The sequence below is a fragment of the Nonomuraea sp. NPDC004186 genome, from assembly GCF_053603495.1.
This window is the reverse complement of record NZ_JBSGFQ010000014.1, coordinates 18,835-45,575: the sequence shown is the minus strand read 5'-3', so window position 1 is coordinate 45,575 and position 26,741 is coordinate 18,835. Positions and strand designations below refer to the sequence as shown.

General features: G+C 72.8%; 15 protein-coding genes. 8 read left to right on the top strand and 7 right to left on the bottom strand.

What is annotated here, in order from left to right:
• Positions 1-59: 59 nt before the first annotated feature.
• From ACWEPL_RS14145 to ACWEPL_RS14130, 4 genes are read left to right on the top strand one after another with little or no spacing between them, the layout of a single operon-like run.
• On the top strand, positions 60-587 hold the full coding sequence (locus ACWEPL_RS14145) for a PadR family transcriptional regulator (protein WP_350733046.1): 528 nt from the start codon (positions 60-62) through the stop codon (positions 585-587).
• Entirely contained in the window at positions 584-1,276 is a 693-nt protein-coding gene (locus ACWEPL_RS14140; protein WP_452436361.1) for an ABC transporter ATP-binding protein, read from the top strand. Before ACWEPL_RS14145 ends, ACWEPL_RS14140 begins: the two co-directional genes overlap by 4 nt.
• Positions 1,273-3,486 carry an FtsX-like permease family protein gene (locus tag ACWEPL_RS14135; protein ID WP_452436360.1) on the top strand — a complete coding sequence of 738 codons (2,214 nt, stop codon included), beginning with the start codon at positions 1,273-1,275 and terminating at the stop codon, positions 3,484-3,486. The genes ACWEPL_RS14140 and ACWEPL_RS14135 overlap by 4 nt, the downstream gene beginning before the upstream one ends.
• An 8-nt stretch (positions 3,487-3,494) precedes the next feature.
• Positions 3,495-5,798 (top strand): penicillin acylase family protein, encoded by a 2,304-nt coding sequence (locus tag ACWEPL_RS14130; protein WP_452436359.1) that lies wholly within the window; start codon positions 3,495-3,497, stop codon positions 5,796-5,798.
• Between the two features lie 28 nt (positions 5,799-5,826).
• Here the strand turns inward: ACWEPL_RS14130 and ACWEPL_RS14125 are convergent, their stop codons facing one another.
• Positions 5,827-8,643, bottom strand: a complete 2,817-nt coding sequence (locus ACWEPL_RS14125; protein WP_452436358.1) for an AfsR/SARP family transcriptional regulator — start codon at positions 8,641-8,643, stop codon at positions 5,827-5,829.
• 214 nt (positions 8,644-8,857) lie between these two features.
• On the opposite strand from ACWEPL_RS14125, the gene ACWEPL_RS14120 reads away from it, so the two are divergent.
• Positions 8,858-11,524, top strand: coding sequence for a SpoIIE family protein phosphatase (locus ACWEPL_RS14120; RefSeq protein WP_452436357.1), 2,667 nt, complete (start codon positions 8,858-8,860; stop codon positions 11,522-11,524).
• On the opposite strand, the gene ACWEPL_RS14115 is transcribed toward ACWEPL_RS14120, so the two are convergent.
• Together ACWEPL_RS14115 and ACWEPL_RS14110 are read right to left on the bottom strand one after the other, a co-directional pair.
• Positions 11,521-14,316 (bottom strand): BTAD domain-containing putative transcriptional regulator, encoded by a 2,796-nt coding sequence (locus ACWEPL_RS14115; RefSeq protein WP_452436356.1) that lies wholly within the window; start codon positions 14,314-14,316, stop codon positions 11,521-11,523. The genes ACWEPL_RS14120 and ACWEPL_RS14115 overlap by 4 nt on opposite strands.
• A gap of 124 nt (positions 14,317-14,440) precedes the next feature.
• Positions 14,441-15,388, bottom strand: coding sequence for a glycoside hydrolase family 11 protein (locus ACWEPL_RS14110; RefSeq protein WP_452436355.1), 948 nt, complete (start codon positions 15,386-15,388; stop codon positions 14,441-14,443).
• 239 nt (positions 15,389-15,627) lie between these two features.
• Between ACWEPL_RS14110 and ACWEPL_RS14105 the strand changes: the two genes are divergently transcribed.
• Positions 15,628-17,388 carry an RNA ligase family protein gene (locus tag ACWEPL_RS14105; RefSeq protein WP_452436354.1) on the top strand — a complete coding sequence of 587 codons (1,761 nt, stop codon included), beginning with the start codon at positions 15,628-15,630 and terminating at the stop codon, positions 17,386-17,388.
• Positions 17,388-20,150, top strand: a complete 2,763-nt coding sequence (locus tag ACWEPL_RS14100; protein WP_452436353.1) for a poly(A) polymerase — start codon at positions 17,388-17,390, stop codon at positions 20,148-20,150. The genes ACWEPL_RS14105 and ACWEPL_RS14100 overlap by 1 nt, the downstream gene beginning before the upstream one ends.
• Positions 20,151-20,160: 10 nt before the next feature.
• Here ACWEPL_RS14100 and ACWEPL_RS14095 read toward each other — a convergent pair whose 3' ends face one another.
• Genes ACWEPL_RS14095 through ACWEPL_RS14085 form a run of 3 tightly spaced genes read right to left on the bottom strand, consistent with a single transcriptional unit; the run spans position 20,161 to position 22,534 of the window.
• Positions 20,161-20,844 carry a hypothetical protein gene (locus ACWEPL_RS14095; RefSeq protein ID WP_452436352.1) on the bottom strand — a complete coding sequence of 228 codons (684 nt, stop codon included), beginning with the start codon at positions 20,842-20,844 and terminating at the stop codon, positions 20,161-20,163.
• A 41-nt stretch (positions 20,845-20,885) separates the two neighbouring features.
• Positions 20,886-22,025: a hypothetical protein gene (locus ACWEPL_RS14090; protein WP_452436351.1), complete on the bottom strand. Its 1,140-nt coding sequence runs from the start codon at positions 22,023-22,025 to the stop codon at positions 20,886-20,888.
• Positions 22,025-22,534, bottom strand: coding sequence for an RNA polymerase sigma factor (locus ACWEPL_RS14085; protein WP_355212715.1), 510 nt, complete (start codon positions 22,532-22,534; stop codon positions 22,025-22,027). Before ACWEPL_RS14085 ends, ACWEPL_RS14090 begins: the two co-directional genes overlap by 1 nt.
• Before the next feature lie 137 nt (positions 22,535-22,671).
• Between ACWEPL_RS14085 and ACWEPL_RS14080 the strand changes: the two genes are divergently transcribed.
• Positions 22,672-25,926 carry a glycosyl hydrolase 2 galactose-binding domain-containing protein gene (locus ACWEPL_RS14080; protein WP_452436350.1) on the top strand — a complete coding sequence of 1,085 codons (3,255 nt, stop codon included), beginning with the start codon at positions 22,672-22,674 and terminating at the stop codon, positions 25,924-25,926.
• Between the two features lie 9 nt (positions 25,927-25,935).
• On the opposite strand, the gene ACWEPL_RS14075 is transcribed toward ACWEPL_RS14080, so the two are convergent.
• Positions 25,936-26,724: a helix-turn-helix domain-containing protein gene (locus ACWEPL_RS14075; RefSeq protein WP_355212710.1), complete on the bottom strand. Its 789-nt coding sequence runs from the start codon at positions 26,722-26,724 to the stop codon at positions 25,936-25,938.
• Positions 26,725-26,741 lie beyond the last annotated feature (17 nt).

The window sequence follows — 26,741 nt, the reverse complement described above, 5'->3', positions numbered from 1 at the left end:
TCCGGCGATCTCGGGTGTTTATACGCCGCGGATATACCCTCAAAGTATAGTCTCCGGGCATGAGCGTTCCCCTTGCGCTGCTCGGCCTCCTGGAGCGGGAGCCTAGCCATGGTTACGACCTGAAACGCGACTACGACACCTACTTCGGCGGGGGCAAGTCCCTGCCGTTCGGCCAGGTGTACTCCACGCTCGCCCGCCTGGTCAGGGACGGCAAGATCGCGGCCGGGCAGAGCGAGCCGGGCGACGGCCCCGACCGCAAGCGCTATGCCATCACCCCGGTCGGCCGGAGCGAGGTCGAGAGGTGGCTGGCCGAGCCGGTCGAGGCCGAGCCGTACCTGCAGACGGTGCTGTTCACGAAGGTCGTGCTGGCGCTGATGCTGGGCCGCGACGCGGCGGGCTACCTCGACGCCCAGCGCGCCACGCATCTGCGGCGCATGCGGGAGCTGTCCGAGATCAAACGCGGCGGCGCGCTGATCGACACGCTCCTCGCCGACCATGCCCTGTTCCGGCTGGAGGCCGACCTGCGGTGGATCGACGTCACCCAGGCCAGGCTGGGGGCGCTGGCGGAAACGGTGCGCGAACGATGATCGTCAACGCTCTGCTGCGGGCCGAGGGCATCAGCCGCTCCTTCGGCAGCACGCCCGCGCTGCGGGAGGCCGGCCTGTCGGTGGCCGCGGGCGAGGTCCTGGCCATCATGGGGCCCAGCGGTTCCGGCAAGTCGACGCTGCTGCACTGCCTGGCCGGGATCTTCACCCCGGACACCGGCGAGGTGTGGTTCGACGGGCTGCGGCTCGACACGCTGGACGACGGCCGCCGCAGCGAGCTGCGGCGCACCGCCTTCGGGTTCGTCTTCCAGTTCGGCCAGCTCGTGCCCGAGCTGACGGTGGCCGACAACGTGGCGCTGCCGCTGCTGCTCGGCCGTACCAGACGCAAGCAGGCGTACGCGCGGGCCGCGTCCTGGCTGGAGCGGCTGGAACTGGCCGGGCTGGGCGGCCGGCGTACCGGGGAGCTGTCGGGCGGGCAGGCGCAGCGGGTGGCCATCGCGCGGGCGCTGGTGACGGGGCCGCGCGTGATCTTCGCCGACGAGCCGACCGGCGCGCTCGACTCGCTCACCGGCGAGCACGTGATGAACCTGCTGGTGGGCCTGGCCCGCGAGGAGGGCGCCACCGTGATCGTGGTGACGCACGACGCCCGGGTGGCCGCCTGCGCCGACCGCGAGGTCGTGGTGCGCGACGGCAAGGTGACCGACCCGTACGCCGGCGGGGTCCTCCGATGATCTCGCTGGGGCTGCGGCTGTCGCTGCGCAGCGGCAGGGAGACGGCGGCCCGGCTGGCGCTGATCGTGGCCGGGGTGGCGGTCGGCGTCGCGGTGCTGCTGGCGACGTTGTCGCTGTTCAACGCCTTCCAGGCCACCGGCGACCGGCCCTGCTGGGAGTGCGCGCGCGGCACGGCGCCCAGCGGCTGGGCCCTGGACGCCACCGGCGACGGCGCTCTGTGGAACCTCCGCGAGGACTTCTACGCGGGCCGGACGATCATCAGGCTCGACGCCGCCGCGCTCGGCGGCCGGGCGCCGGTCATCCCCGGCCTGTCCCGCATGCCCGGCCCCGGCCAGTACTACGCCTCGCCCGCGCTGGCCCGGCTCCTGGACTCGGCGCCGCGCGAGCAACTCGCCGCCCGCTTCCCCGGGACGCGGGCGGGCCTGATCGGCCGGGCCGCGCTGTCTGGGCCCGACGAGCTGGTCATCGTGGTGGGCGGGACGCCGCAGCAGGTCGCCGCCATGATCGGCACCCGGCGGGTCGACACGGTCGCCACCGAGCCGGCGGTCGACCGGAGCGCGGACGTCTACCGGTTCGGGTTCGGCATCGCCGCCGTCGGGCTGATCGTCCCGCTGCTGGTGCTGGTGGGCACCGCCACCCGGCTGGCCGCCGCCCGCCGCGAGACGCGCTTCGCGGCGATCCGGCTGGTCGGCGCCACCTCCCGGCAGATCAACATCCTCGCCGCGGTGGACGCCGCGCTGGGCGCGCTGCTCGGCGCGCTGGCCGGCGTCGTGCTCTTCCAGCTCGTACGGCCGGTCGTGGCCGGGATCCGGATCACCGGTTCGCGCTTCTTCCCCGAGCTGGCCGTCCCGAGCCTCTGGCAGTACGCGGCCGTGCTCGCCTGCGTGCCCGTCGTCGCGGCGGGCTCCTCCCTGTGGTCGCTGCGCCGGGTGCGGATCTCACCGCTCGGCGTGGCCAGGAAGGCCGCCCCGCCGCCGCCGAGAGCGTGGCGGGTGATCCCGCTGCTCGCCGGGCTGGGGCTGCTCGCGGGTCCGGCGTTCAAGGACGGCAAGCCCGACACCCTGCTGGCCAACGCGGGGATCGCGCTCGTCATGGCCGGGCTCGTGCTGGCCGGGCCGTGGCTGACGATGCTCGGCGCGCGCCTGGCCGCCCGGCTGACCCGCGGCGCGGCGACGCTGCTGGCCGCGCAGCGCCTGGCCGCCGACCCGAAGACCGCGTTCAGGTCGGTGAGCGGGCTGGTGCTGGCGGTGTTCATCGGGACGACGATCGCGGCCCTCGTGCCCACGGTGGTCGCGGGCCAGCGGGCCGTGGCCGGCGGCACGCTCAACGACGTGCTGGGCGCCACGCTCTGGCGGCCGGGCATCGCGAGCCTGTCGCCGCGGGCGGCGGCGGACCTGCTCGCCCAGGTGCGCGCCCAGCCCGGCGTGGACGTGCTGCCGATCTACGCCAGGGCTGATCTGGAGAGCCTGCGCCCGCCGCCCGACGGCTCGCCGCCCGCGACCTCCGTCGTCGAGTGCTCGAACCTGGCCCGCTTCCCCGTGCTCGGCCGGTGCCCCGCGGGCGCGCAGGCGGTGCTGGGCCGGTTCGACCGCGTCGTCGGCGCCGACAATCCCCTCACCATCGACAAGCTCCTCCCGGTGGCCGGACCGGCCAGCGAGTCCGCCTCCGCCGCCGGGCTCGATCTGATGGCCGTCATGATCCGTACGGGCGACGCGGCGACGCTGGAGCGCCTGCGCACCCTGGTGGCCGGCTACTCCGCGCAGGCGCCGATGACCTTCGCCGAGGTCGCCCAGGTCAGGGCCGACCTGTACACCAGGGCGGAGAGCATCGCGCTGGCCATGGTCGCGCTCACCCTGGTCGCGGGCGGCTGCAGCCTCGTGGTGGCGGTCGGCGGTGGCCTGGTGGAGCGCAGGCAGCCGTTCACGCTGCTGCGGCTGGCCGGCACGCCCACGCGGACCCTGGCCACGGTGGTGCTGCTGGAGTCGGCGCTGCCGCTCGTCCTGGCCGCCGTGCTCGCCGCCGGCGCCGGCTTCGCCGTGGCCGAGCCGCTCATCGGCCAGCTCGCGATGAAGGGCGCCTCGCTCGCGATGCCCGGGCCGGTCTACTTCGCCTCCCTGGGCGGCGGCCTGGCCGCCTCCCTCCTGGTGATCCTCACCGCCCTCCCGCTGCTCAGGCGCATGACCGCGCCCGACAACGCGCGTTTCGAATAGGAGTTGCGATGAAGCTGAAATCGGCCGCGCTGATCGCGCTGGCCCTGGTCGCAGCCGTCATGGTGGTGGTGCGCACCGACGCGCCCGCCCTGGCGGACGACGGCCGCTACGCCGCCGAGATCCGGCGCACCGAGTACGGCATTCCCCACATATCCGCCAAGGACTACGGCGGGCTTGGATTCGGGTACGGCTACGCCTTCGCGCAGGACAACCTCTGCGTGCTGGCCTCCTGGGTGGTGACGTTACGGGGCGAAAGGTCCCGGTACTTCGGCCCTCAGGCGAAGTCCGACGACCCGGTCCGCCCGGTCGCCAACCTGGTCAGCGACGTTTACTACAAGAGCGTCGCCGACTCCGGCGTGGTGCCTCGACTGCTGGCCCGGCGATCGCCGCTGGGCCCGACCGGCGAGCTGCGCCGGCTCGTGGACGGCTACGTCGCCGGGTACAACCGCTACCTGGAGCAGACCGGCGTGGCGAACCTGCCGGATCCCACCTGCCGGGGCAAGGCCTGGGTCGGCCCCATCACCGCGACCGACCTGTGGAACAACCTGCTCGACCTCAGCCGGATGACCGGCATCGCCGGGATGAAGGAGTACGTCGTCGGGGAAGCCGAGGCCGAGGGGCCGGAGCGCAGGCCCGCCGCGGGCAGCAACGCCTGGGCGCTCGGCCGCCGGGCGACCCGGGACGGCCACGGCATGGTGCTGGCCGACCCGCACTTCCCCTGGAACGGGATCCGCCGCTTCTACCAGGTGCAGCTGACCATCCCCGGCGTGCTCGACGTCTCCGGCGGCAGCCTGTACGGCACGCCGGTCGTCGAGATCGGCCACAACGCGACCACGGCCTGGACCCACACGGTCTCCCACGCCCAGCGGTTCAACCTCTACCGGCTCGACCTCGTGGACCGCACCAGCTACCGGGTGGACGGCCGGACCGAGCCGATGGGCCGCCAGGAGGTGCAGGTCACCCTCCAGGACGGCACCGTCGTGGAACACACGCTCTACACCTCGCGCTACGGCCCGGTGCTGGCCGCCGGGCAGACCGGCAAGGTCGCCTACGCGCTGGCCGACGCCAACGCCGACAACCTGCGCGCGGCCGACGAGTGGCTGGCGATGGCCAGGGCCCGGAACCTCACCCAGCTGCGCGCCACCCAGAACACCTACCAGGGCATGCCGTTCGTCCACACGCTCGCCACCGACGTCGACGGGAGCGCCTACTTCGCCGACACCTCGATGGTCCCCCACGTCACCGACGCCCAGGCGGAGCGCTGCGGCAAGCCCTCCCCCATCCCGGGCCTGGAGGAGTACGTCCTGGACGGCTCGACCTCCGCGTGCCTGTGGGGCAGGGACCGCGACGCCGTCGTGCCCGGCGTCTTCGGGCCCGGCGCCCGGCCGAGGCTGACCCGCAGCGACTACGTGGCCAACTCCAACAACACCTTCTGGATGACGAACCCGTCGGCGCCGCTGACCGGCTACCCGCGCGCGTTCGGCAAGGCGCGTACCGATCTGGAGCCGCGCCCGCGCGTCAGCCTGGACATGATCGCCCAGCGGCTGTCCGGCGCCGACGGGCTCGGCGCTCCCGGCTTCACCCTGGAGACGCTGCAGGCGAGCGTGCAGGGCAAGCGCAATTACACCTTCGAGCTCATGCGCCCGGACCTGCCGAAGCTGTGCCGTGACAGCACCCTGACCACGTCCGGCGGCAAGCCGGTGGACGTGCGCGAGGCCTGCCGGACACTGCTCAAGTGGAACGGGCGGGCCACCCTGGACGGCCGGGGGGCCATCCTGTGGCGCGAGTTCTTCGGGCGGCTGGGGCGCCCCACCAAACCGGGAGAGCCCGTCTACAGCCCGTGGCGGGTGCCGTTCGATCCCGCGCGCCCGCTGGCCACCCCCCGGGGTCTCAAGAGCGACGACCCGGTGGTACGGCTGGCCCTGGCCGACGCCGTGGCCGCCTTCCAGGCCGGCGGCATCCCCCTGACGCTCACCCCGGGCCAGGCGCAGCGCTACTCCTCGATCCCGATCCCCGGCTGCACCGAAGGGGAGGGCTGCTTCGACCGGGTACGCATGCGCGGCATCCTCGGCGCCGACGGGCGCTACCCGGAGGTGGACACCGGTTCGACCTTCATGATGGCCGTCGAGCTCACCCCCGCCGGGCCGCGTACGCGGACCATCCTCACCTATTCGCTCTCGGCCGACCCCAGCTCGCCGCACCACACCGACCAGACGGTCCTGTTCTCGCGCGGCCAGTGGGTCACCGAGCGGTTCACCGAGGCCGAGATCGCCGCCGACCCGAAGCTGAGGACCTCCACCGTGCGCGGGTGATCCGGTCGGCGGGGACCTCACCGAGCCTTCAGCGGTCCCCGGTGAGGCCGAGGCGGGCGGCGAGCCTGCTCCGTACCGGATCGTCGCCGGGCCGGTCGAGCTCGTCGAGGATGTCCAGCGCGGCCCGCCACTCCCGGCGGGCCACCGCCTCGTCACCGGCGGACCGGTGGGTGTCGCCGAGGTTGAGCAGGCACGCCGCCTCCTCCCCGCGGTCCCCCACCTCCCGGAACAGCCGCAGAGCGTGCCGGTAGCGGCCGGCGGCCCGGTCGTGGTCGCCGGCGCGGTGGTAGGCGTAGCCCAGGCTGTCCAGGGCGGCCGCCTGGCCGTACGGGTCGCCGAGCGACTCGAACAGGGCCACGGCCTGCTCGCAGTGGTCGACCGCCTCGCGGTGATGCCCGAGTTCGGCGTGCTCCCAGCCGACGGAGTTGAGAATGTCGGCGGTGCTGCTCTTGTCGCCCAGGTCCCGGTACAGCTCAAGTGCCCGCTGGGCGTGCGCGAGGGCCTCGCTGTGGCGCTCCTGAGCGCTGAACACCATGGTGAGGCTGTGGTTCGCGCGAGCCTGGAGCGCCAGGTCGCCGAGCCGGGTGGCCAGGTCGAGCGCGTGATCGAGCTGGACGCGGGCGTCGTCGTAGCGGCCGAGCCGCAGATGGGTGCGGGCGATGATCTGGTGCGCCCGGCACTGCCCGACGAGGTCGTCCTGGTCCCGGGCGGCGTCCAGGGCGGCCTGCTGCGTGGTGAGGATGTCCTGCCGGCGTCCCTGGCGGTTGAGGTAGTCGGCCAGCGACCAGGCCAGCTGCCAGGCGTGCGTGGCCAGCCCGGCGTCGGCGGCCCGCCTGACCGCCCACAGCAGCGCCTGGATCTCGGCGGCGAGCCAGTCGGCGGCCTGCTGGTGGTCGCGCAGGACGACCGGGACGGCGCCGGGGGCGAGGGGTTCGGTCAGCTGGATCGCCCGCCGGTTCGGGTAGAACAGCAGGGCCGCCGCGTGCGCGGTGTGCAGGTAGTGGTCGAGCAGGCGGCGCAGCGCCGCGTCGCGCTCGGCCTCGGTGTCCTCGGCGTAGGCCCGTTCGGCCGCGTAGTCGCGCAGCAGGTCGTGGAGGGCGAAGCGGCCGGGAGCGTGCTCGGTGACCAGGTGCGCGCGGACCAGCCCGGCCATGGGCCGCCGGGCGTCCGTGCCCAGGAGGCCGGCGGCGGCGGGCGGCGGGATGTCCGGTCCCGGGTGCAGGGCCAGTAATCGGAACAGCCGGGCCGCCTCCGGCTCCAGCGCGCGGTACGAGGCGGCGAACACGGTCCGCAGGTCCGCCGACAGCTCGCCGGCGTCCAGCGCGTCGAGGCGGTTGGACTCCGCGCGCAGCTCCTCGGCCAGGGACGCGAGCGGCAGCCACGGGCTCATCAGGGCGCGGGCCGCGATGATGCTCAGCGCCAGCGGCAGCCCGGCACAGCGCTCCACCAGGGCGGCCACCGCCTCCGGCTCGGCGTCGACCCGCTCGGGCCCCAGGTGGTGCACCAGCAGCCGGCGGGCTTCGGCGGCGTCGAGCACGTCCAGCGGCACGTGGCGGGCGTCGTGGCCGGCGATCAGCCCGGGGAGCTGGTTGCGGCTGGTGACCAGCACGGTGCAGGAGGGCGTGCCCGGCAGCAGGGGGACGACCTGGGCGGTGTCGCGGGCGTTGTCGAGCACGATCAGCAGGCGTTTGCGGGCCGTCAGGCTGCGGTAGAGCGCGGTCTGCTCCTCCGGCCGCTGCGGGACGGCGGCGGGATCCGCGCCGAGCGCGCCGATCAGCAGGCGCAGGGCCGTCTCCACCGGCATCGGCGCGTTCCCGGCGTCGAATCCGCGCAGGTCCAGGTAGATCTGCCCGTCCGGGAAGCGGTCCACGTGGTGGTGCGCCCAGTACAGGGCCAGCCAGGTCTTGCCGATGCCGCCGTACCCGCCGATGGCGGAGATCATCGCCACCCGGTCCCTGCCGTCGCCGGTCAGCGCGTCGTCCAGGGTGGCCAGCTCGCGCGGGCGTCCGACGAACACCGGCGGCGGCGCGGGCAACTGGCGCGGCACCATGATCCCGGCGGGTGGAGGCGTGGGCGCGGGAGGCGCAGGGGCGGACTCGGCGGGAGCGGGCGCCACCGCGGCGGTGAGCATCTGGTGGTGCAGGAGCCGCAGGTCGGGGCCGGGGTCCACGCCGAGGTCGGCGGCCAGCCGCTTGCGGATCCGCTCGTACTGCTGGAAGGCCTCGCCCTGGCGGCCGCTGCGGTACAGGGCGAGGATCAGCTGGGCGGCCGGCCGCTCGTCCAGCGGGTGTTCGGCCGCCAGGGACTCCAGGGGTCCGAGGAGCGCGGCGTGGCCGCCGCGGCGCAGCCGTACGTCGTGGTAGGCCAGGCGCGCGGCCAGCCGCTCGCCCTGCAGGACGTGCCGCTGGGCCCTCGCCCACGAGGTGTCCAGGTCGGCGAAGGGTTCGCCGCGCCACAGGTCCAGCGCCTGCTCGTACAGGCGTTCGGCGGTGGCGTCGTCGCTCGTGCGGGCCCGGTTCCGCAGGTCACGGAAGCGGTGCAGGTCCACCGCGCTCTCGTCGGCCCGCAGCAGGTAGCCGCCGCCGCTGCGGCGGATGCCGCCGTCCCAGGCCGCCGGCAGGGACGTACGCAGCCGGGACAGGTAGCTCTGCAGGGTCGCGGTCGGCCGCCGGGGCGGACCCTCCCCCCACACGCAGTCGGTCAGCTGGTCGAGGGACACCGGCTGGTTGACCTTCACCAGCAGCGCCGCCAGCACGCTTCGCTGCCTGGCCGGCCCCAGCTCGATCGCCTGGCCGTCGGCCCAGGCGCAGATCTCCCCCAGCACGCCGAAATCGACTCGTAGCACGCTTCCCTCAACCCTCCAGAGACCGGCTCATCATCCGGGGGTCGCGACCCCGTCTGGATGCTCGCATGCCGCGGGCCGCCCCGCACCACCGCTCGCGCGAGTGGAGCAAGGGGTCGTGCGCTCTGGGTAGTTATACTCGGTAGATATACCCCAATATGAACAGTTTCCCCCCAAATCGACGCTGATGACCCCGGCGACGTGGTGAGGGGAAGGGATGGGCGAACAGCGTGCGCAGGGTCCGCGGGCCGTGTCGGCGGACCAGGTTTCCGAGGAGCGAAGACGGCTGCTCGCGGAGGTCGGTGACGATCTGTGGGGGATCGAGCTCCTGCGGTTCGCGCTCGAACAGGCGGTGGCCGATCTTGCCGGGCTGGGCGGGATGGTGCACCTCGGCAGCCCCGGCCACGGCGGCGGGCTGCGTCTCGCCGTGACCAACGGGCTACCCCCCGCGCTCACCCACGCGTGGGAGCGCGTCGACGGCAACGGCCCGCTCGCCCCGGCCCGCGCTTTCCGCAACGCCGCGTCCGTCCGGGTCTCCATGGCGAACGTCGCCGCCGGCATCCCCCAGCAGGGCTCCGCCACGGCCGAGGCCCGGTCCTGGCCGGTCGGCACGGCGATGACGGCCGTCCCGCTGCTCGGCCCCGGCGGTCCGGTCGGCGCGCTGTCGATCGTGACGGCCTCCTCCCACGAGCCGTCGCCCGGCCAGCGGGCCTTCCTCGACCTGCTGAGCCGATGGGTGGGCGGGCGCCTGGGCAGGCCCTCCGCGCCACCGCCCGGCTCGGGCCCCATGGGCGGGCGGAGCCGGTCCGCCGGCTCTCACCTGCCGCAGCACCTGGAGACCATCGGCACGTGGGACTGGGACATCCGGACCGGGGACGCCATCTGGAACGACGCGATGCTGACCCTGCTCGGCATCGAGCCGGGCACCTTCGACGGACGCATCGAGACCTGGATGGCCCTGGTCCACCCCGAGGATCTGCCGTGGGTGCTGACCGACATCGACGAGGCGATCCGCGCGGGCAGGATGTACAGCACCGAGTACCGGGTGTGCCGCCCGGACGGCACGGACATCTGGGTACGGGCCCGCGGCCGGTTGCTGGTCGACGAGGACGGCGAGCCGGCGCGCATGGTCGGCACGCTGTGGGACATCACCAAGACCCATGACGACCTCGAGGCGGTCGCCGAGCAGCGGACGGATCACACCGAGCGCGCGGCCCAGGAGCGGTCCGCGCGCATCAAGCAGCTGACCAGGGCGCTGGCCGAGGCGGTCACCGTGCGGGACGTCTTCGACGCCTCCGCCGAGCACATCCTGCCGGCGTTCGGCGCCGCCGGTCTCATGCTCACCTTCCTGGAGGGCGACCACCTGCGGCCGGTCGGGTTCACCGGGTACTCGCAGGAGTTCGTCGACCGGGTGACCCGGATCCCCGCCACCGCGGGACTCCCGATCTCTCAAACCCTGCGGGAGCGTACGCCGATGTTCATCAACTCGGTCGAGGAGTACATCGAGCGCTACCCCGAGACGGCCGACCTGCCGGCGGCGGGCGGCAAGAAGGCGTGGGCCTTCCTCCCGATGATCGCCTCGGGACGCCCCGTGGGCAGCTGCGTGGTCTCCTTCGCCGAGCCGCGCCAGTTCACGGGCGAGGAGCGCAACCTGCTCACCACGCTCAGCGGGCTGGTCGCCCAGGCCATGGAACGGGCCCGCCTGTACGACAGGGAGCACACGCGCGCCCAGGAACTGCAGCGCGGCCTGCTCCCCCGCGAGCTGCCCGACCTGCCCGCGGTCACCGCCGCGGCCCGCTACCTGCCCGCCGGCAAGGACATGGAGGTGGGTGGCGACTGGTACGACGTCATCCCGCTGTCGGCGGACCGGGTCGCCCTCGTCATCGGCGACGTCATGGGACACGGCGTGGCCGAGGCGGCCACCATGGGCCGCCTGCGTACGGCGGTCCGCACCCTGGCCGACCTGGAGCTGCCTCCCGACGAGCTGCTCACCCACCTCAACGACGTGGTCAGCGGCCTCGGCGACGACTTCTACGCCACCTGCCTGTACCTGGTCTACGACGCCACCACCCGCTCCTGCGTGGTCACCCGCGCCGGCCATCCGCCGCCCGCCGTCGTCCACCCCGACGGCGCCGTCCACTTCCCCGACGCCGATCCGAACTCGCCCCTCGGCGCCGCCACCCCGCCCTTCGACACCGTACGGATGGAACTGCCCGAAGGCAGCCTGCTGGTGCTGTACACCGACGGCCTGGTCGAGTCCGCCACCCTCGACATCGACCAGGGCATCGCCGATCTCGCCAAGGCGCTGGGCGACACGGTCCCCAGGATCCCGCCCGCGGCGACGTGCCGGCACCCGGACCGGGACGCGACCCCGCTGCACTGCGCCGAGTGCCTGGAATCCCTGTGCGACAGCCTCACCGCCACCCTGCTGCCCGGCCGGCAGGGTACCGCCGACGACGCGGCCCTGCTGGTGGTCCGCACCCATGCGCTGCCGAACGACGACATGGCCACCTGGCCGCTGCCCGAACACCCCAAGGCCGCCGGCGAGGCCCGCGAACACGTCCGAGCCCAGCTCAGCGCCTGGCACCTGGACGACCTGTCGATGACCACCGAACTGCTGGCCAGCGAGCTGGTCGGCAACGTCGTCCGCCACGCCAAGGGCCCCATCCACCTGCGCCTGCTCCGCAGCGCCGTGCTCACCTGCGAGGTCTCCGACGGCAGCCTGACCACGCCCCGCATCCGCCGCGCCGCCGACACCGACGAGGGCGGCCGCGGGCTCCAGCTGGTCTCCGCGATCTCCCATCGCTGGGGCACCCGCTACACCGACACCGGCAAGTGCATCTGGACCGAACAGCCCCTCCAGCCCGCGCAGGCCGCCCTCTAGGAGGATCTCGCTCCCAAGGCGTCGAGCCTCTCCCGCACGTGCTTCGCCTTCTCGGTGCGGTGCTGGTCCTGGTAGATGGCGAGGGCCTGGCCCCAGGCCCGGGCGGCTTCGCCGTCCTGGCCGAGGGCGTGGTGGGTGTCGCCGAGGTGGAGGAGCGTGTCGGCCTCCTGGCTGGCGTTGCCGGTCTCCCGCCGCAGCGTCAGAGCCTCGCGGTAGTAGTCGAGGGCCCGGGTGTGACGGCCGGTGTGGTGGGCGATGTAGCCGAGGCTGTCGAGGGTCGCCGCCTCGCCGTTGCGGTCGCCATGGCTGCGGAGCAGGACCAGCGCCTGCTCGCAGCACTCCCGGGCCCTGGCGAAGTCGCCGAGCATCGCGGTGCCCCACCCCAGGGAGTTGAGCGCGTTGGCCTCCCCCATGGCGTCGTCGATGTCCCTGTACAGCCGCAGGGCGTGCTCCAGATGGACCAGCGCCTGCGCTGGCTCCTCCCGGTGGCCCCACGCCAGCCCGAGCGTATGGCGGACATGGGCCTGGCCGGCGATGTCTCCCGACTGCTCGTACAGGGCGAGGGCTTCGGCGAAATGGGACAGCGACTCCGCGTGGAGTCCCGCCCGGGTGCAGGCGCGGCCGAGCAGCTGGTGGACCATGGCATGGGCGGTCACATCGGCCACGTGTTCGACGGCGCCGGACGCCAGGCGCCAGGCCGCGACACAGTTCTGGAGCAGGTTGTGGCCCAGGTGGAAGGTGTCGAGCGTCCAGGCCAGCTGCCATACGGCGCCATGAAGACCGTGCTCGGCGGCCAGCCGCTGGGCGGCGAGCGCGCAGGCGTGCTCGGCCTTGAACCAGGCCTGGGCCGCCGCCACGTCCGCCAGGGCGTCCGTCAGGCAACCGGGAGCGGGCGGCTCCATCCGGATGGTGCTGCGCCGGCGCGGGGAGAGCAGGCGGTCGGCGGCGTACGACGTGTGCAGGTAGAAGTCCACGAGCCGGCGCACGGCGGCGGTACGGGCGTCCGCGCTCAGGTCGAGGCGGGCGCGGTCGATGGCGTAGAGGCGGACGAGATCGTGCATCCGGTACCGGCCGGGAACGTGCTGATCCAGCAGATGGGCGGTTTCCAGGGTGCGCAGCAGCGTACGGGTGTGCGCCACCGGGCGGCCGATGAGGCTGGCGACGGCCAGCAGGCTCGTGTCCGGGCCCGACACGAGGCCCAGATGGGCGAAGGTCTCGGCCGCCTCGGGGGCCAGCACGCGATAGGAGGAGCCGAAGACCTCCCGCAGGTCGGTGCTCAGCTCGTCGGTCTGCAGGGCGTCCAACCGGGTGGGCTCCGCCTGGAGCTCGTCCGCCAGCGCGGTGAGGGGAAGGCCGGCGTTGATGATGGCCCGCGCCGCGACGATCCCGAGGGCCAGCGGCAGCCCCGCGCACGTCTTGATGATGCCGTCCACCGCCTCGCGTTCGGCCGCCATGCGATCCTGGCCCAGGCGGCGTCTCAGCAGCTGGCCGGCCTGCGCGTCGGAGAGCGGCGCGAGGCGCAGTAAGTGGGCACCCTCGGCCGCGATCAGGCCGGTGAGCGCGGTCCGGCCGGTCACCAGGGTGAGGGCCTCCGGAGAGGGGGGCAGCAGTGGACGCACCTGGTCCGGATCGCGGGCGTTGTCCAGGAGGACGAGCACCCGCCGGCCGGCCAGCAGACTCCGGTAGAGCCCGATCTGCTCGCCGAAGGTGGAGGGCATCCGGTGGTGGGGCACGTGGAGGAACCCCAGCAGGATCCGCACCGCCTCCGACGGTGGCATGGGCGTCGCGCCGGGGCTGAAGCCCCGCAGGTCCACGTAGAGCTGGCCGTCGGGAAAGCGGTCGCGTGCCGTGTGGGCCCAGCGGGCGGCGAGCGCGGTCTTCCCGACCCCGCCGGTGCCGGTGATCACGCAGGTCGTGGCGGTGCGCGGCGGCGCCTCGTCCGGGAGCGGGAGGAGCCCGTCCAGCTCGAACAGCTCGGCTTCCCTGCCGCTGAAATGTTTGACGTCCGAGGGGAGCCGGCAGACCGGCGTCCACGGTGCGGGCTCGCTCACCGGCGTGGTGCCGGCCAGGATGGCGGCCTGCAGCTGCTGGAGCTCCTCGCCGGGCTCCAGGCCCAGCTCGTCGGTGAGCACCGAGCGGGCGTGCTGGAAGGCCTCCAGCGCCTTGTCCCGTTGTCCCGCTCGCGAGTGCGCGAGCATGAGCAGCCGCCACGCGCGCTCGCGCAGCGGCTGCTCGGCGACGAACGCGCGGAGGTCCTCGATCACCTCCGCAGGCTGGCCGAGGGCGAGCTTCGCCTCGGCCCAATCCATCCTGACCATGGCCAGCCGCTCTTCCAGTTCGGTCACGCGGGCGAGCATGTGACCGGAGAGCTTGGTGCCTTCGGCGGGTTTGCCCCGCCACATCCCCAGAGCCCTCTCGAACTGGGCGACGGCGGCGCGGACGTCGCCCGCCTCGGACTCCTTCCGCGCCAGCCGGATCGCCTGTTCGAACTGCAGGAGGTCCACCTCCTCGGCGTGCGCCTCGAAGGTGTAGCCCGTTTCCCTGGTGAGCAGCCGCGTGTCGAGCGACAGGCTCCTGCGGAGCTGGCCGATGTAGGTCTGCAGGTTGGGGATGGCGGAGGGAGGGGGGTTCTCCCACAGGGCCTCCACCAGCCGCTCCCGGGACACCAGCGTGTTGACGTTGAGCAGCAGGCTGGCGAGGACGGCGCGCGGCTTGCCGCTGAGATGCACCTGCCTGCCATCGGCCCAGCTCACCCGTACCGGGCCCAAGATTGCAAAGGTCGCGTCGACCATGACCCGCTCCTCGCCTGTAGTGGCTCTGTAGCGTGCTTGTGGCACCAGCGCCGATTGTGACCCAGCGGGCATTCATGGTCGAGAGGGACAGGCCGGAAAGATCTTTCCGGCCTGTCGCCAACGGTCAGCTCGCGCTGCAGGAGACCGTCGGCCAGGTCTGGTTGCCGTTGTGCTGGATCGTCACGCCCCAGTTGTTGCCGTTGCCGTTGGGCCTGGCGGTCAGCACCTGGGCGCTGGGGTAACTGGCGGTGATGTTCCAGGTAGCGATGATCTTCGCCGGGGACGGCACGTTCATCGTCACGGTCCAGTTGCTGGAGCCGCTGACGGCGACGTTGAGGTTGTACCGGTCGCTCCACTGCTGTCCCGCGGACAACGACGCGGTGCAGCCGCCGCCGGGGTTGCCGCCTCCTCCGCCGCCGCCGGAGGAGCCGTCCAGGGTGATGTTGGAGTTTCCGCTGCTCTGATATCCCTCTGTCGCGAGGATCATGTAATCGTGGCTGCCCAGGCTCATGCCGTAGCGGGCCCATGCGTCGAAGTGGTTGCCGGCGGTGATGGTGCCGCCTGTCTTCTTCGACTGCCGGACGCTCCAATATTGGTTGAAGGTTCTCGTGCCTTCGATGGAGGGGGCGTTGTACCGCGTCGTCTGGTAGACGTCGTACGTTCCGCCGTCGCTGGTCACCGTGCCCTTGTACGTGCCCGTGGGCCGGTAGGTGCCCCAGTTGTCGACGACGTAATACTCCACGAGCGGATTTCTCGTCCAGCCGTAGAGGGCCAGATAGGCGTTGCCGGACGGGTTGAAGCTCCCCGAGTAGTTCACGGTCCTGCGCCCGCCGGAGTTCCAGCCCTTACCGGCGACGAAATTGCCGGTGTTGCTCCATGAGGTGCTGTAATTGCCGCCGGATCCCAGGTTCATGGACACCGACCCGGGGCTGTCGGTCCAGAACGAATAGAAGTAGCCGTTGTTGGTGCCGGTCTGGTTGGAGGTTATGGGGGCCGCGTTGGCGATGCCGGGCGGCATCACGATGGCGACGACCAGCGCCACGACCAAGGCGCAGGCACGGCGGATGAGCATGTGCTTCCTCCTCGCGACGGTTCCGAAATTATCGGCCTTGCGTCGAAAGTATCGGCACGGTCTTACAGAGCTGTCAACGAGCCTTGTCAGCCACCAGGCCTGCGGGAGCTATTCATCCTGGTCAGAGAATGATCTGCACCGGTGAAAGTTTCGTGCACGTTCCGAAACGACGGTTTATTCGATGGAGGCGTGTTTCTTGCCGCTTGTACAGTGACTGCGGCCGAGCGGGGGGAGGGATCATGCGCGTGCACTATCCGCGTACCCCTCACCTGCCCTGGTCGCCCGGTGCGACCCCGGACGACGTGCGCGCGGGCGACCTGTCCGGGCTGCGCGGGCGCGAGGTCGTGGTCACCGAGAAGCTCGACGGGGAGAACACCACCCTGTACGCCGACGGGATGCACGCCAGGTCGCTGGACTCGGCCCACCATCCGTCCCGGGCGTGGGTGAAGGGTCTGCAGGGGCGGATCGGCGGGCGGATCCCCGCGGGGTGGCGCGTGTGCGGGGAGAACCTGTACGCCCGGCACTCCATCGCGTACCAGGGGCTGGAGAGCTGGTTCTACGGGTTCTCGGTCTGGGACGGCGATCGGTGCCTGGACTGGGACCGCACGGTCGGCTTCCTGCGCGGGCTGGGGGTTCCGGTGCCGCCGGTGCTGTGGCGCGGCGTCTTCGACGAGCGGGCGCTGCGAGGGTTGCGGCTGGACCCGGAGCGGCAGGAGGGCTACGTGGTGCGGGCCGCCGAGGGGTTCGGGCGGGCGGAGTTCGCGGGGCGGGTGGCCAAGTGGGTGCGGCCGCAGCACGTGCGGACGGACACGCACTGGATGCACGCCACCGTCGTGCCGAACGCTCTGGGCCCGGCGGCGGCGCTGTGGTCGGTGCGCTCGGGCGCGGACCCCGACGTGAGCGCCCTGCTGGCCGCGGTGGACCTGCCCGGAACCGAAGGAGCGGCCCCTAAGGCGGTGGCCCCAGAGGCGGTGGCCCCAGAGGCGGTGGCCGAGGTGGTGGCGCGGCTGGACGCTATCGGCCGGTGTGGAGATGCCCGGCTGGCCGGGGTGCTGGCCGTGGTGGCGCACCCCGTGCCGCGGGCCACGTTGGCGGCGCGGCTGGCGGGGCCGCTGGGCATGCGGTCGGCGCGGCGGGTCGCGGACCTGGTCGGGCTGCACGGTGCGCTGCACCGCCCGTACCCGGACGAGGAGCGGCGGGCCGGGCTGGGGCGGATGGCGTTGGCCGCCGACCTGGGCGTGCTGCACGCCGTCGCGGCGGCCGTGCCGGCCGGGCGCGCGGACGACGAGCGCGACCAGGCCCGCGAGCAGGTCGAATGGTCGGCCCTGCACGCCGAGGACGCCGGGCTGCTCGGCCCGGAGCCGCTGGAGCCGTTCCGCGCCGGCCTGCGCGAGGCCCTGGCCGGCCTCGGCGCGGAGGCGGCCGACCGGTGCTGGGCGGAGGCCCGCGACTCCTGGGCCAGGGGACGGATCTCGACGGTCGAGGAGGCCGTGGCGGCGACCTGGCGGTGGCGGTCCAGGCCGTTCCCCAGGCTGGTGCAGCTGGTCGGGCCGTCGGGCAGCGGGAAGAGCACGTTCGCGGCGGGTCTTTCGGGGATCGACGCGTACCTGTCGCTGGACGACCTGCGCCAGGCCCGGGGCTCGCGGGCGGACCAGCGGGCCAATCGGGAGGTGCTGGGCGAGGGGCTCGACCGGCTCGACGCCGCCCTGGCCGCCGGCGGCACCGTGGTGTGGGACGCCACCTCGCTCAACCAGCACCAGCGTTCCCTCGTCCACGCCGTGGCGCGCCGCCGCGACGCGCTGACCACGCACGCGGTCGTGCTGGTGGAGGAGGACGAGCTGCACCGGCGCAACGCCCGCCGCCCCCATCCGGTGCCCGCGCACGTGCTGGCCGCGCAGGCGCGCCGGTTCGTCCCGCCGTATCCCGGGCAGGCCCACCGCACCTGGTACGTCGGAGCGCGCGGCACCGTCGACGACGTGGACGGGACCTTGGAGGCGTGATGCGTACCAGTGAGGAGATCTACCACCGGATCCGCTGGGACCCGCGGTTCGACCCGTCCCGGTTCGTCCTGGGGGTCGGCCAGCGCAACGCCGCCCCCAAGCGCGTCGCGCTGCCCGCCTTCACCCCGGGAGGCGACATCCCCTGGCACCGGGTGCTGTTCGTCGAGGCGGACGGCGAGCTGGTCTGGGACCGCGCCACGGGCCTGGACCGCGTCGACACCTGCGAGGCCGGCCGGGCCCGCGACCCGCGCCGCCTGCGGCCGCCGTTCTTCACGGCCAGGACCCCGCACGCCTGGGATCCGGTGGACGGATGGCGCCCGGCCATCGGACGCGGGCGCGCCGGGCACCCGGCTCCGCGCGTGCTGACGTGGAACACGCTGTGGGACCGCTACGACAGCGATCTCCTCGACACGGCCCGGCGCCGTCGCCTGCTCCTCGCGGCCCTCGAAGCGGCCGACGCCGACGTCATCGCCTTGCAGGAGGTCGAGCCCGAGCTGGTGTCGATGCTGCTGGCGGCCCCCTGGGTACGCGCCGGGTACACCCTCGGCACCGACCCGTACGGCCCGGACATCGACGACAGCGGCCTGCTGCTGCTCAGCCGGCTGCCCGTACGGGAGGCGGCCCGGCACGAGCTCGGCCCGCACAAGTCGGTGGCCGCCATCGCCGTGGACACCGCCACCGGCGTCCTCGTCGTCGCCGCCACCCACCTGACCAGCGACCACTCCGGCGACGGCGCGGCCAGGCGGCGGGCCGAGCTGGCCAGGATCGCCGAGGGGCTGGCCGGTGTGGACGGCGACGTGATCCTGCTGGGCGACTTCAACGACGGCACGGACACCCTCGCGTCCGCGCTCGGCCTGCGCGACGCCTGGACGGAGGCGCACGGACCCGACCAGACCCCCACCTTCGACCCGGACGCCAATCCGCTGGCGGCGCTCGCCTCCCTGTCCGGCCGGGCCTCGCGCCTGGACCGGATCCTGCTGCGCGGCCGGCCTCGGGTGGTCTCGGCGGCCCTGCGCGGCGACACGCCCACCCCCGACGGGCTGTACGTCTCCGACCACTACGGGGTGGAGGCGGTCCTGGACCTCGAGGGTGCGGAGCCCGGCGGGGTGCTCGACGTGCCGCCGACGGCGCGGACGGCGGTGGCGTGGATACCGCCGCGGGAGCTGTGGCCGCCGATCCAGGCCGTCCGCAGCGCGCACGATCCGCAGATCGACCGCTGGCCGCCGCACGTCAACCTGCTCTTCGGTTTCGTGCCGGAGTCGGAGTTCGAGGCGGCGGCGTCCCTGGTGGCCGCGGCCGCCGCCGAGGTCGCGCCGTTCACCGCCAGGCTGGAAGGGGTGCGTACGTTCCGGCACCGCGACCACTCGACAGCCTGGCTCGACCCCGCCGCCGGCGACCCGGCGCCCTGGGCCCGCCTGCGCCGCGCGCTCGAACGCCGCTTCCCCCGCTGCGAGGGACGCCCCGAGGGCTTCACCCCGCACCTGACGCTCGGCCGTACGGACGACCCGATCCGGCTGGCCGGGATGGCGGCGGAGGTGGGAGAGCTGGTGCTGCTGTCGCGCCGCGCGGACGAGCCCATGCTCCCCCGAGCGCGGGTCGCCCTGGGCACGGGCGAGATCCACTGGATCGCCGAGCCCGCGACCGGCGGAAAGGAGCAGGGCGACACGTCGGCCGATCGGGTGGCCCGGCGGCTGGCGGAGGCGCTGCGGCCAGGTGTCGTGTCCGTCGCCGGATCCCGGCGCATGGGCTGCGAACTCCCCGGCGCGGACCTGGACCTGGTGGCCGCGCTGCCCGGCGAACCGGACATGGCCGAGGTCGAGGCCCGGGTGCGGGCCGCGCTGCCCGACCTCGACCGGCTGCGCCAGGTGATCGGCGCGCGGGTGCCGGGCCTGCGGTTCCGTACGGACGAGCTGGAGGTGGACCTGACCGTGGTCCCCACCGGATCGCTGCCCCCCGAGCAGGCGCCGGCCCAACGCGCCGAGCTGGGCGAGGCGGCCTCGATCGCCTTGAGCGCGGTCAGCGACGCGGACGCGATCCGCGCCGCCGTCGGCGGGCAGCACGCCCGTTTCGCCCTGCTCGCCCGGCGGGTGAAGGCGTGGGCGCGGGCACGCGGCCTGGACTCGGCCCCCTTCGGCGGGCTGCCCGGCCTGGCCTGGACGGTCATGGCCGCGCACACGGTACGGGAGAGCGGCGACCTGCCCGCCGACGACCTGCTGAGCCTCTTCTTCAGTACGTGGGCCGCCTGGGACTGGCGAGACCCGATCGCCCTCGGCCCCGCCTCGCCCCAACCGGCCCCGATCGCGGTGATGACGCCCAGCGCCCCCGTACGCAACTGCGCCCGCCAGGTCACCCCCGGCGGCCTGGACCTGCTCACCCAGGAGCTCTACCAGGCATGGGAGCTCGTCGAGAGCGGCCGCTCCGCCGAACTGCCCGCACCGCCGCCCCTCCACCGGCGCCACGCGGCCTGGGCGGTCCTGACCGTGCGCTCGGACCGCCCTGAGGAGCTTGACGCGACGCTCGGCCGCGTCAGAGGGCGGATGCTGGACCTGCTCGCCGCCCTGGAAGAGGCCGGGTTGCGGGACGTCCATGCCTGGCCGCGCCCGTTCGAGACCGGTCCTCGATCGGCCCGCTACGCCATCGGACTGGGCCGCACTCCCCCGCCGGCCGCGCGGCTCGGCGAGATCGCCGGCCGATGGGTCAGGGGCCTGCCGGGTGTCACGGTCGAACGGGCCGAGTGCGGCGGCGTACCGACCCTGACCTGACGGACGCCGGTCAGGTGGAGGAGCGCCTGCGGTACGCCCACCCGCCCACCGCGGTCAGCGCCACGACGCCCACCGCCACCAGGGCGGCCACCAGCACGCCGGTGCCCCCGTCGGGACCGGCGGACTCGGTGGCGGCGGACTTGGCAGCGGCGGACCCGGCTGAAGTCGACCCGGCCGCAGTCGACCCGGCCGCAGTCGACCCGGCGATGGTGGGCTCGGCGGCACCGGTGTGGCGGACCCGGGTGGGCGTGCCCAGGGCGGCGATCAGCTCCCGGGTGACCCCATTGCCGTCGTCACGCCGCAGCGGCCGGTCGCCGGTCGGCAGCGACGCGTTGCCCGAGCAGCTGGACGTGGTCAGCGCCTCGTCACGCCCGCCGGCGAACACCAGGTGGCGGCTGCCCGCGGCGAAGTCGTACCCGCAGGCCGGCCCTTCGCTACGGGTGGAGACCTGGAACCACTCCCGCGCCTGCCCCTTGTAGACGTGGTCGGCGCGGAGGACGGCGATGACGTGCCCTCCACTGCTCTCATCCGGGCTCACGCCGACCCGAGTCACCGTGCCGGCGAACACGGCGACCGCGCTCTCCATCTGATCTTGCGGGCCCCGTTCCACGCACTTGCAGGCGGACGCCGTGCCGCCGGTGAACATGATCAGCCCTGCCACGAGCGCGAGCAGGGCGAGAACGCGTGATGTCATGCCCTCTTGACGTACGCCGCCGAAGATCGGTTCGCGCAGCCTCAGTACCGGCCTCGGCAGCCCCGGCAGCCGGGCGGCGGCACCGGCCGGGCGTCGCTCCACCCCGCCCGCACGACGATCGAGGCCACCGCCGCGGCGCCCCGCGGGAGGCCGGGCATGGGCGCCACCTGCTGGACCGCCCACAGCTCGCCGCTCCCCGGGTCGATGACGAGCTGGACGCGGACGGCGTCGTTGACGCGCAGCTGCAGGGTCACGCCTCGGCGGCCCACCGGGTCGCGGACGTCGTCGACCACGCGGGCCCCGGGCAGGGCGGCCAGCATGCGGTAGGCCGCCGCCCGGGTGCCCGGGGTCGCCGGAACGTCCTTGACAAGCCGGACCCCCGCATCCCGCACCCAGTCGTCCGGGCTCTGGTCGTAGCCGAGCGGGACGTGCCTCAGGAGCTCGGTCCTGAGCGCGATCGCCTCTCGGGGAAGCGCGAGCAGCTCCTCCAAGGTCGGCTGCCACCCTGGCGCCAGACTCAGAGACCTCTTCAGCGTGCGCACCGGGTAGAAGCGCAGCTTGGGGTCGCACTCCCGGGCGGGACAGAGCTTCGGGGAGCCCGCCCGCCTCCACGCCGCGGCGGCCTCGGCGCCGTAGGGCTTGGCCGAGACGGGTTCGTACCAGGTGTAGCCGTCGTGGTCCCGCCCGAGCACCAGCACGTCCTTGCCGCGTTCCTCGACGAGGAAACCCTCCGTGCCCTTCGAACGGACGACCTCCTCGATCTCCAGCCGCCAGTAGCGGCCGCTGCCCTGAGGCTGCGCCGCGAGCTTGCCGGCTGCCGCGTCCAGGAGCTGTCCGGGGGTGGAGGCGACCGGTTCCCGGCCCGGCGAGGGCACCAGGAGCACGACCGCGCCGATCACGAGGACAACGGCCATCGCCGCGAGCGCGATCCCCCGCCATCCGCGCGCCACCGAACGCCGGCCACGGACCCGCCCCACCGCAGGGCCCGCGGTCCGACCGGTGGGCCGGGCAGCGGAGCGGTCGGTCCGGGCGGCGGGACGGGCGGCGGGACGGGCGGCGGGACGGGCGGCGGGACGGGCGGCGGTGGCTTCGGCGAGTCGGGCCCGTGCCGCGGCGTGCTGCGCCGGCGAAACCGGCGGTACGTCCGGCATCACCCGGTCGATGAACTCGAACTCCTTCATCACACCTCCACCCCCAACGCCGCACGCAGCTTGGTCCTGGCCCTGCTCAGCCGCGAGGCGACGGTTCCCTCGGCGACCTTCAACGCGGCGGCCACCTCCGCGTAGTTCAGCCCGCCGTACGCCACCAGCAGCACGACGTCACGTTCGCCGGCCGAGAGCTTGGTGAGCGCCTTGGCCAGCCGCCCGACCGTCACCTCGGCGGTGAGCCGGTCGATCACCCGGTCGTGGGGCCCGTCGTCGGGCGGCGGCCCGGTTCTCGCCAGCGCGCGGTACCGGCGCACCTCCGTACGCCGGTGCCGCCCGATCAGGTTGGTCGCGATGCCGTACAACCACGGCCTGATCTCGCCGAACGACGGATCGAACGCCTCGCGCTGATCGAAGGCGATCAGAAAGGTCTCGGCCGCGAGGTCCTCGGCCACGTCGAGGCCGACCCGTCGGCCGAGGTAGCGGCGGATCTCCTCGTAGTGGGCGTCGAAGACCGCTTCGAACGCGTCAGGGGCAGTGATCACTCAAGGACTCCCGAATGAGATGGACACCCCTTCTTGCCCGCGGCGAGCCTCGCCTTCCCACGAATTCTCCATTTACGAGATTCGGTTTATTTGTTAAGAAGGTTTATTAACGAATAGACCAGCCTAGAGAGGGACCCATGGCGCGCTCTCGGCTCATCCTCATCCTGTTATCGGCCTGTGCACTGCTGGTGAACGCCGCGGGCGTGGCGCCGCCCGCCTCCGCGCAGGCCGTACCGGCGACGACCGCCCTGACGGGATACAAGATCCAGTCCACGGCGAAGGTGCCCGACTCCGGGGCCGCGATCTCCACGCCCGGTTACGCGGCCACCGGCTGGTATCCGGTGGGCCCCCGCTCGACCGTGCTCGCCGGCCTGCTGCAGAACAACGTCTACCCGGACCCCTTCTACTCCACGAACATGCAGTCGATCCCGACCGCGGACTTCGACGTGCCGTGGTGGTACCGCTCCGACTTCACCCTCGGCGACGAGTCCGGATTGCGAACCTTCCTCGACGTCAGCGGCGTGATCTCCAGCGCCGACGTGTGGGTGAACGGCACCCAGGTCGCCACCGCCGCCCAGGTGGCCGGGGCCTACACCCGCAACGAACGGGACGTCACCGCCCTGGTGCACCCGGGCGTCAACTCGGTGGCCTTCCGCATCAACCCGAACAACCCCAACAACCACCTCACGATCGGCTGGATCGACTGGGTGCAGCTGCCGCGCGACGACAACATGGGCATCTTCCGCGACGTCCTGATCCGGCGCAGCGCCGACGTCTCGCTGCGCGACGCGCATGTGATCACGAACCTCGCGGTGCCGGCGCTCGACCGCGCCGACCTCACCATCAAGGTCGACGTCCGCAACGCCACCGGCAGCGCCGTGAACGCCACCGTCAAGGGGACGATCGGCTCGCTCGCGTTCTCGCAGGATGTCGCGCTGGCCGCGAACCAGACCAAGCGGATCACGTTCAACCAGACATTGACCAACCCGCAGGTGTGGTGGCCGCACACGATGGGCGCCCAGCCGCTCTACGACCTGAACCTCACGGCGACGACCGGCGGCGCGGAGAGCGACACGCTGAGCCAGCGCTTCGGCGTGCGCAAGGTGGAGTCGGGCAAGAACGCCAGCGGCCGCCGCTTCTACAAGATCAACGGCAGGCCGATCCTGATCAGGGGCGGCGGCTGGTCTCCCGACATCTTCCTCCGCAAGAACCTGGGCTACCTGGAGGACAAGATCCGCTACGTCAAGGACCTCGGCCTCAACACGATCCGCGTCGAAGGCCACCTGGACACCGACGAGCTCTACGACCTGGCCGACAAGTACGGCATCCTGACCCTGCCCGGCTGGGAGTGCTGCGACAAGTGGGAGGGCTCCTTCAGCAGCTCCGACTATCCGATCGCCAAGGCGTCCATGCAGGCGGAGGCCGCCCGGCTGCGCAACCACCCCAGCGTGATCTCGTTCCTGATCGGCTCGGACAACCCGCCGCCGGCCCAGAAGGAGACCAACTACCTCGACGCCCTCACCGCGGCCGAGTGGCAGCTCCCGATCGTGTCCGTGGCCTCCGACAAGTCGAGCCCGCAACTGGGCAACTCGGGCATGAAGATGCCCGGCCCGTACGACTGGGTGCCGCCGAGCTACTGGTACAACAAGCGCGAAGGCGGGGCGTTCGGCTTCAACTCCGAGACCGGCGCCGGCCCCGACGTCCCGACGCTCGACTCGCTCAAGCGGATGATGACCTCCGCGCAGATCGACTCGCTCTGGCAGAGCCCGAGCGCGACGCAGTATCACCGCTCGCCGTCGAGCACCTTCGACGACCTGACCATCTACCACAACGCCCTCAGAGGCAGGTACGGCGTCCCGTCCGGCCTGACGGACTACATGAAGAAGGCGCAGCTCGCCCAGTACGAGGCGGTCCGAGCGCAGTTCGAGGCCTACGGCCGCAACTTCACCGACTCGAGCAACCCGTCCACCGGCGTCATCTACTGGATGCTCAACAGCGGCTGGTCCTCACTCCACTGGCAGCTCTTCGACTACTACCTGGACCAGGGCGGCTCCTACTGGGGCGCCCGCGAGGCCAACAAGCCGCTGCACGTGCAGTACTCGTACGACAACAAGTCCGTCGTCGTGGTCAACTCCGGCGTCTCTGCCGCCTCGGGCCTGACCGTCAAGACGGACGTGTTCAACATGGACGGATCCGCCAAGTACAGCAACACCGCGACGGTCAGCGTCCCCGCCGACGGGGGCAAGGCCACCGCGGTGACCGTACCGGCCGTCAGCGGTCTCTCCACGACCTACCTGGTACGGCTGACGCTGCTGCGCGACGGCCAGGAGATCGACCGCAACGTCTACGCCCTGTCCACCTCGGACGACGTGATCGACTGGGACAACAACGACTGGTACTACGTACCGACCTCCAGCTACGCCAACCTGAAGGGCCTCAACAACCTGGCCCAGGCCCCGATCACCGCCACCGCCTCCGCGCCCTCCCCCGGCACGGTCACCGTGACGATCAAGAACACCGGCACCGGCGCCGTCCCCGCCTTCATGCTGGACGCCGACGTGGTGGACGCGGCGGGCAAGCCCGTACTGCCGATCCAGTGGTCGGACAACGCGACCAGCCTCTGGCCGGGGGAATCCAAGACCCTCACCGCCACCTACCGGGCCTCCGACCTGACCGGTTCGCCGAGCGTGCGGGTGTCCGGGTGGAACACCGCGACCCTCACCGTCCCGACCGGGCCGCCCGACACCCAGAACCCGTCCGTGCCCGGCAACCTGCGCACCACCGGCAAGACCTCGTCGAGCGTCACGCTGGCCTGGGACGCCTCCGCCGACAACGTCGGCGTCACCGGCTACGACGTCTACAACGGCACCGCCCTGGCCACGACGGTCACCGGCACCGCCGCCACCGTCTCCGGCCTGGCGGCCGGCACGCCGTACACGTTCACGGTCAGGGCCCACGACGCGGCGGGCAACTCCTCAGCACCGTCGAACGCCGTCACCGAGACCACCGGCAGCGGCCCCGCCGTCTACCAGGCGGAGGACGCGACGATCTCGCAGGGCGTGGTGGAGTCCAACCACGCGGGCTACACCGGCACGGGGTTCGTGAACTACGACAACGTGACGGGCAGCTACGTGGAGTGGACGGTGAACGCCGCGACGGCCGGGCCGGTCACCCTGGAGCTCCGCTTCGCCAACGGCACCACGGCCAACCGGCCGATGTCCATCGCGGTCAACGGCACCTCGGTCACCCGCGACTTCAACGGCACCGGCGCCTGGACCACCTGGCAGACCGTCACCCTGACCGCCGACCTCGTCCAGGGGGTGAACAAGATCAGAGCCACCGCCACCACGTCGAACGGCGGCCCCAACGTCGACCGCCTCTCGGTGAGCTGACCCCGCCGCTCAGCGCTCGGCCCGGCGCCGGAGCAGTTCGGCGGTGGCCTGGTCGGCGGGCAGGAACGCCTCCAGGTGCAGCTCGGCGAGCGTGACGTCGGTCGCCGTCGCGAACGAGGTCAGCGTCGTGATCAGGCGTAGCTCCCCGTCCGCCGAGGCCAGCCTCATGGGGACGGAGAAACCGAGATGCTCGGGCCCGACCGGCGCCTGGGGGACGTAGCCGGCCAGTTCGGCGGCGAAGTCCTCCAGGCGCGGGTCCGGGCTCCGGCGGGCTCGGGCACGGAGGTTCTCGATGATGTGCCGGCCCCATTCGCCCAGGTTGCGCACCCTGGGGGCCATCCCGTCCGGATGGAGCATGAGCCGCAGCATGTTGACCGGCGGTTCGAGCAGCTCGGGCGCGGCACCCTCGGTGAACACCTCGACGGCGTCGTTCGCCGCCACCACCCGGCCGTACGGCGCGATGACGAGGGCCGGATACGGCAGGTGGCCGTACAGGATCTGTTCGAGCGCGGCGCGGACCGGCCGCAGCGCCGACTCCTCCAGGCCCGACTCGGCGAACACCGGCGCGTAGCCGGCCGCGGTGAGCAGGTCGTTGCGCTCCCGCAGCGACAGCCCGAGCGACTCGGCCAGCCGGATCACGATCGCGCGCCCCGGCCGGGAACGGCCGCTCTCGATGAAGCTCAGATGGCGCTGGGTCGTGCCGGCCAGCGTGGCCAGTTCGAGCTGGCTGACCCGGCGAAGCCCGCGCCAGCGTCTCAGCTCCGTGCCGACGCCGTTCTCCATGGTTGTGCTGCTCACCGCTCTGTTCTATCCGG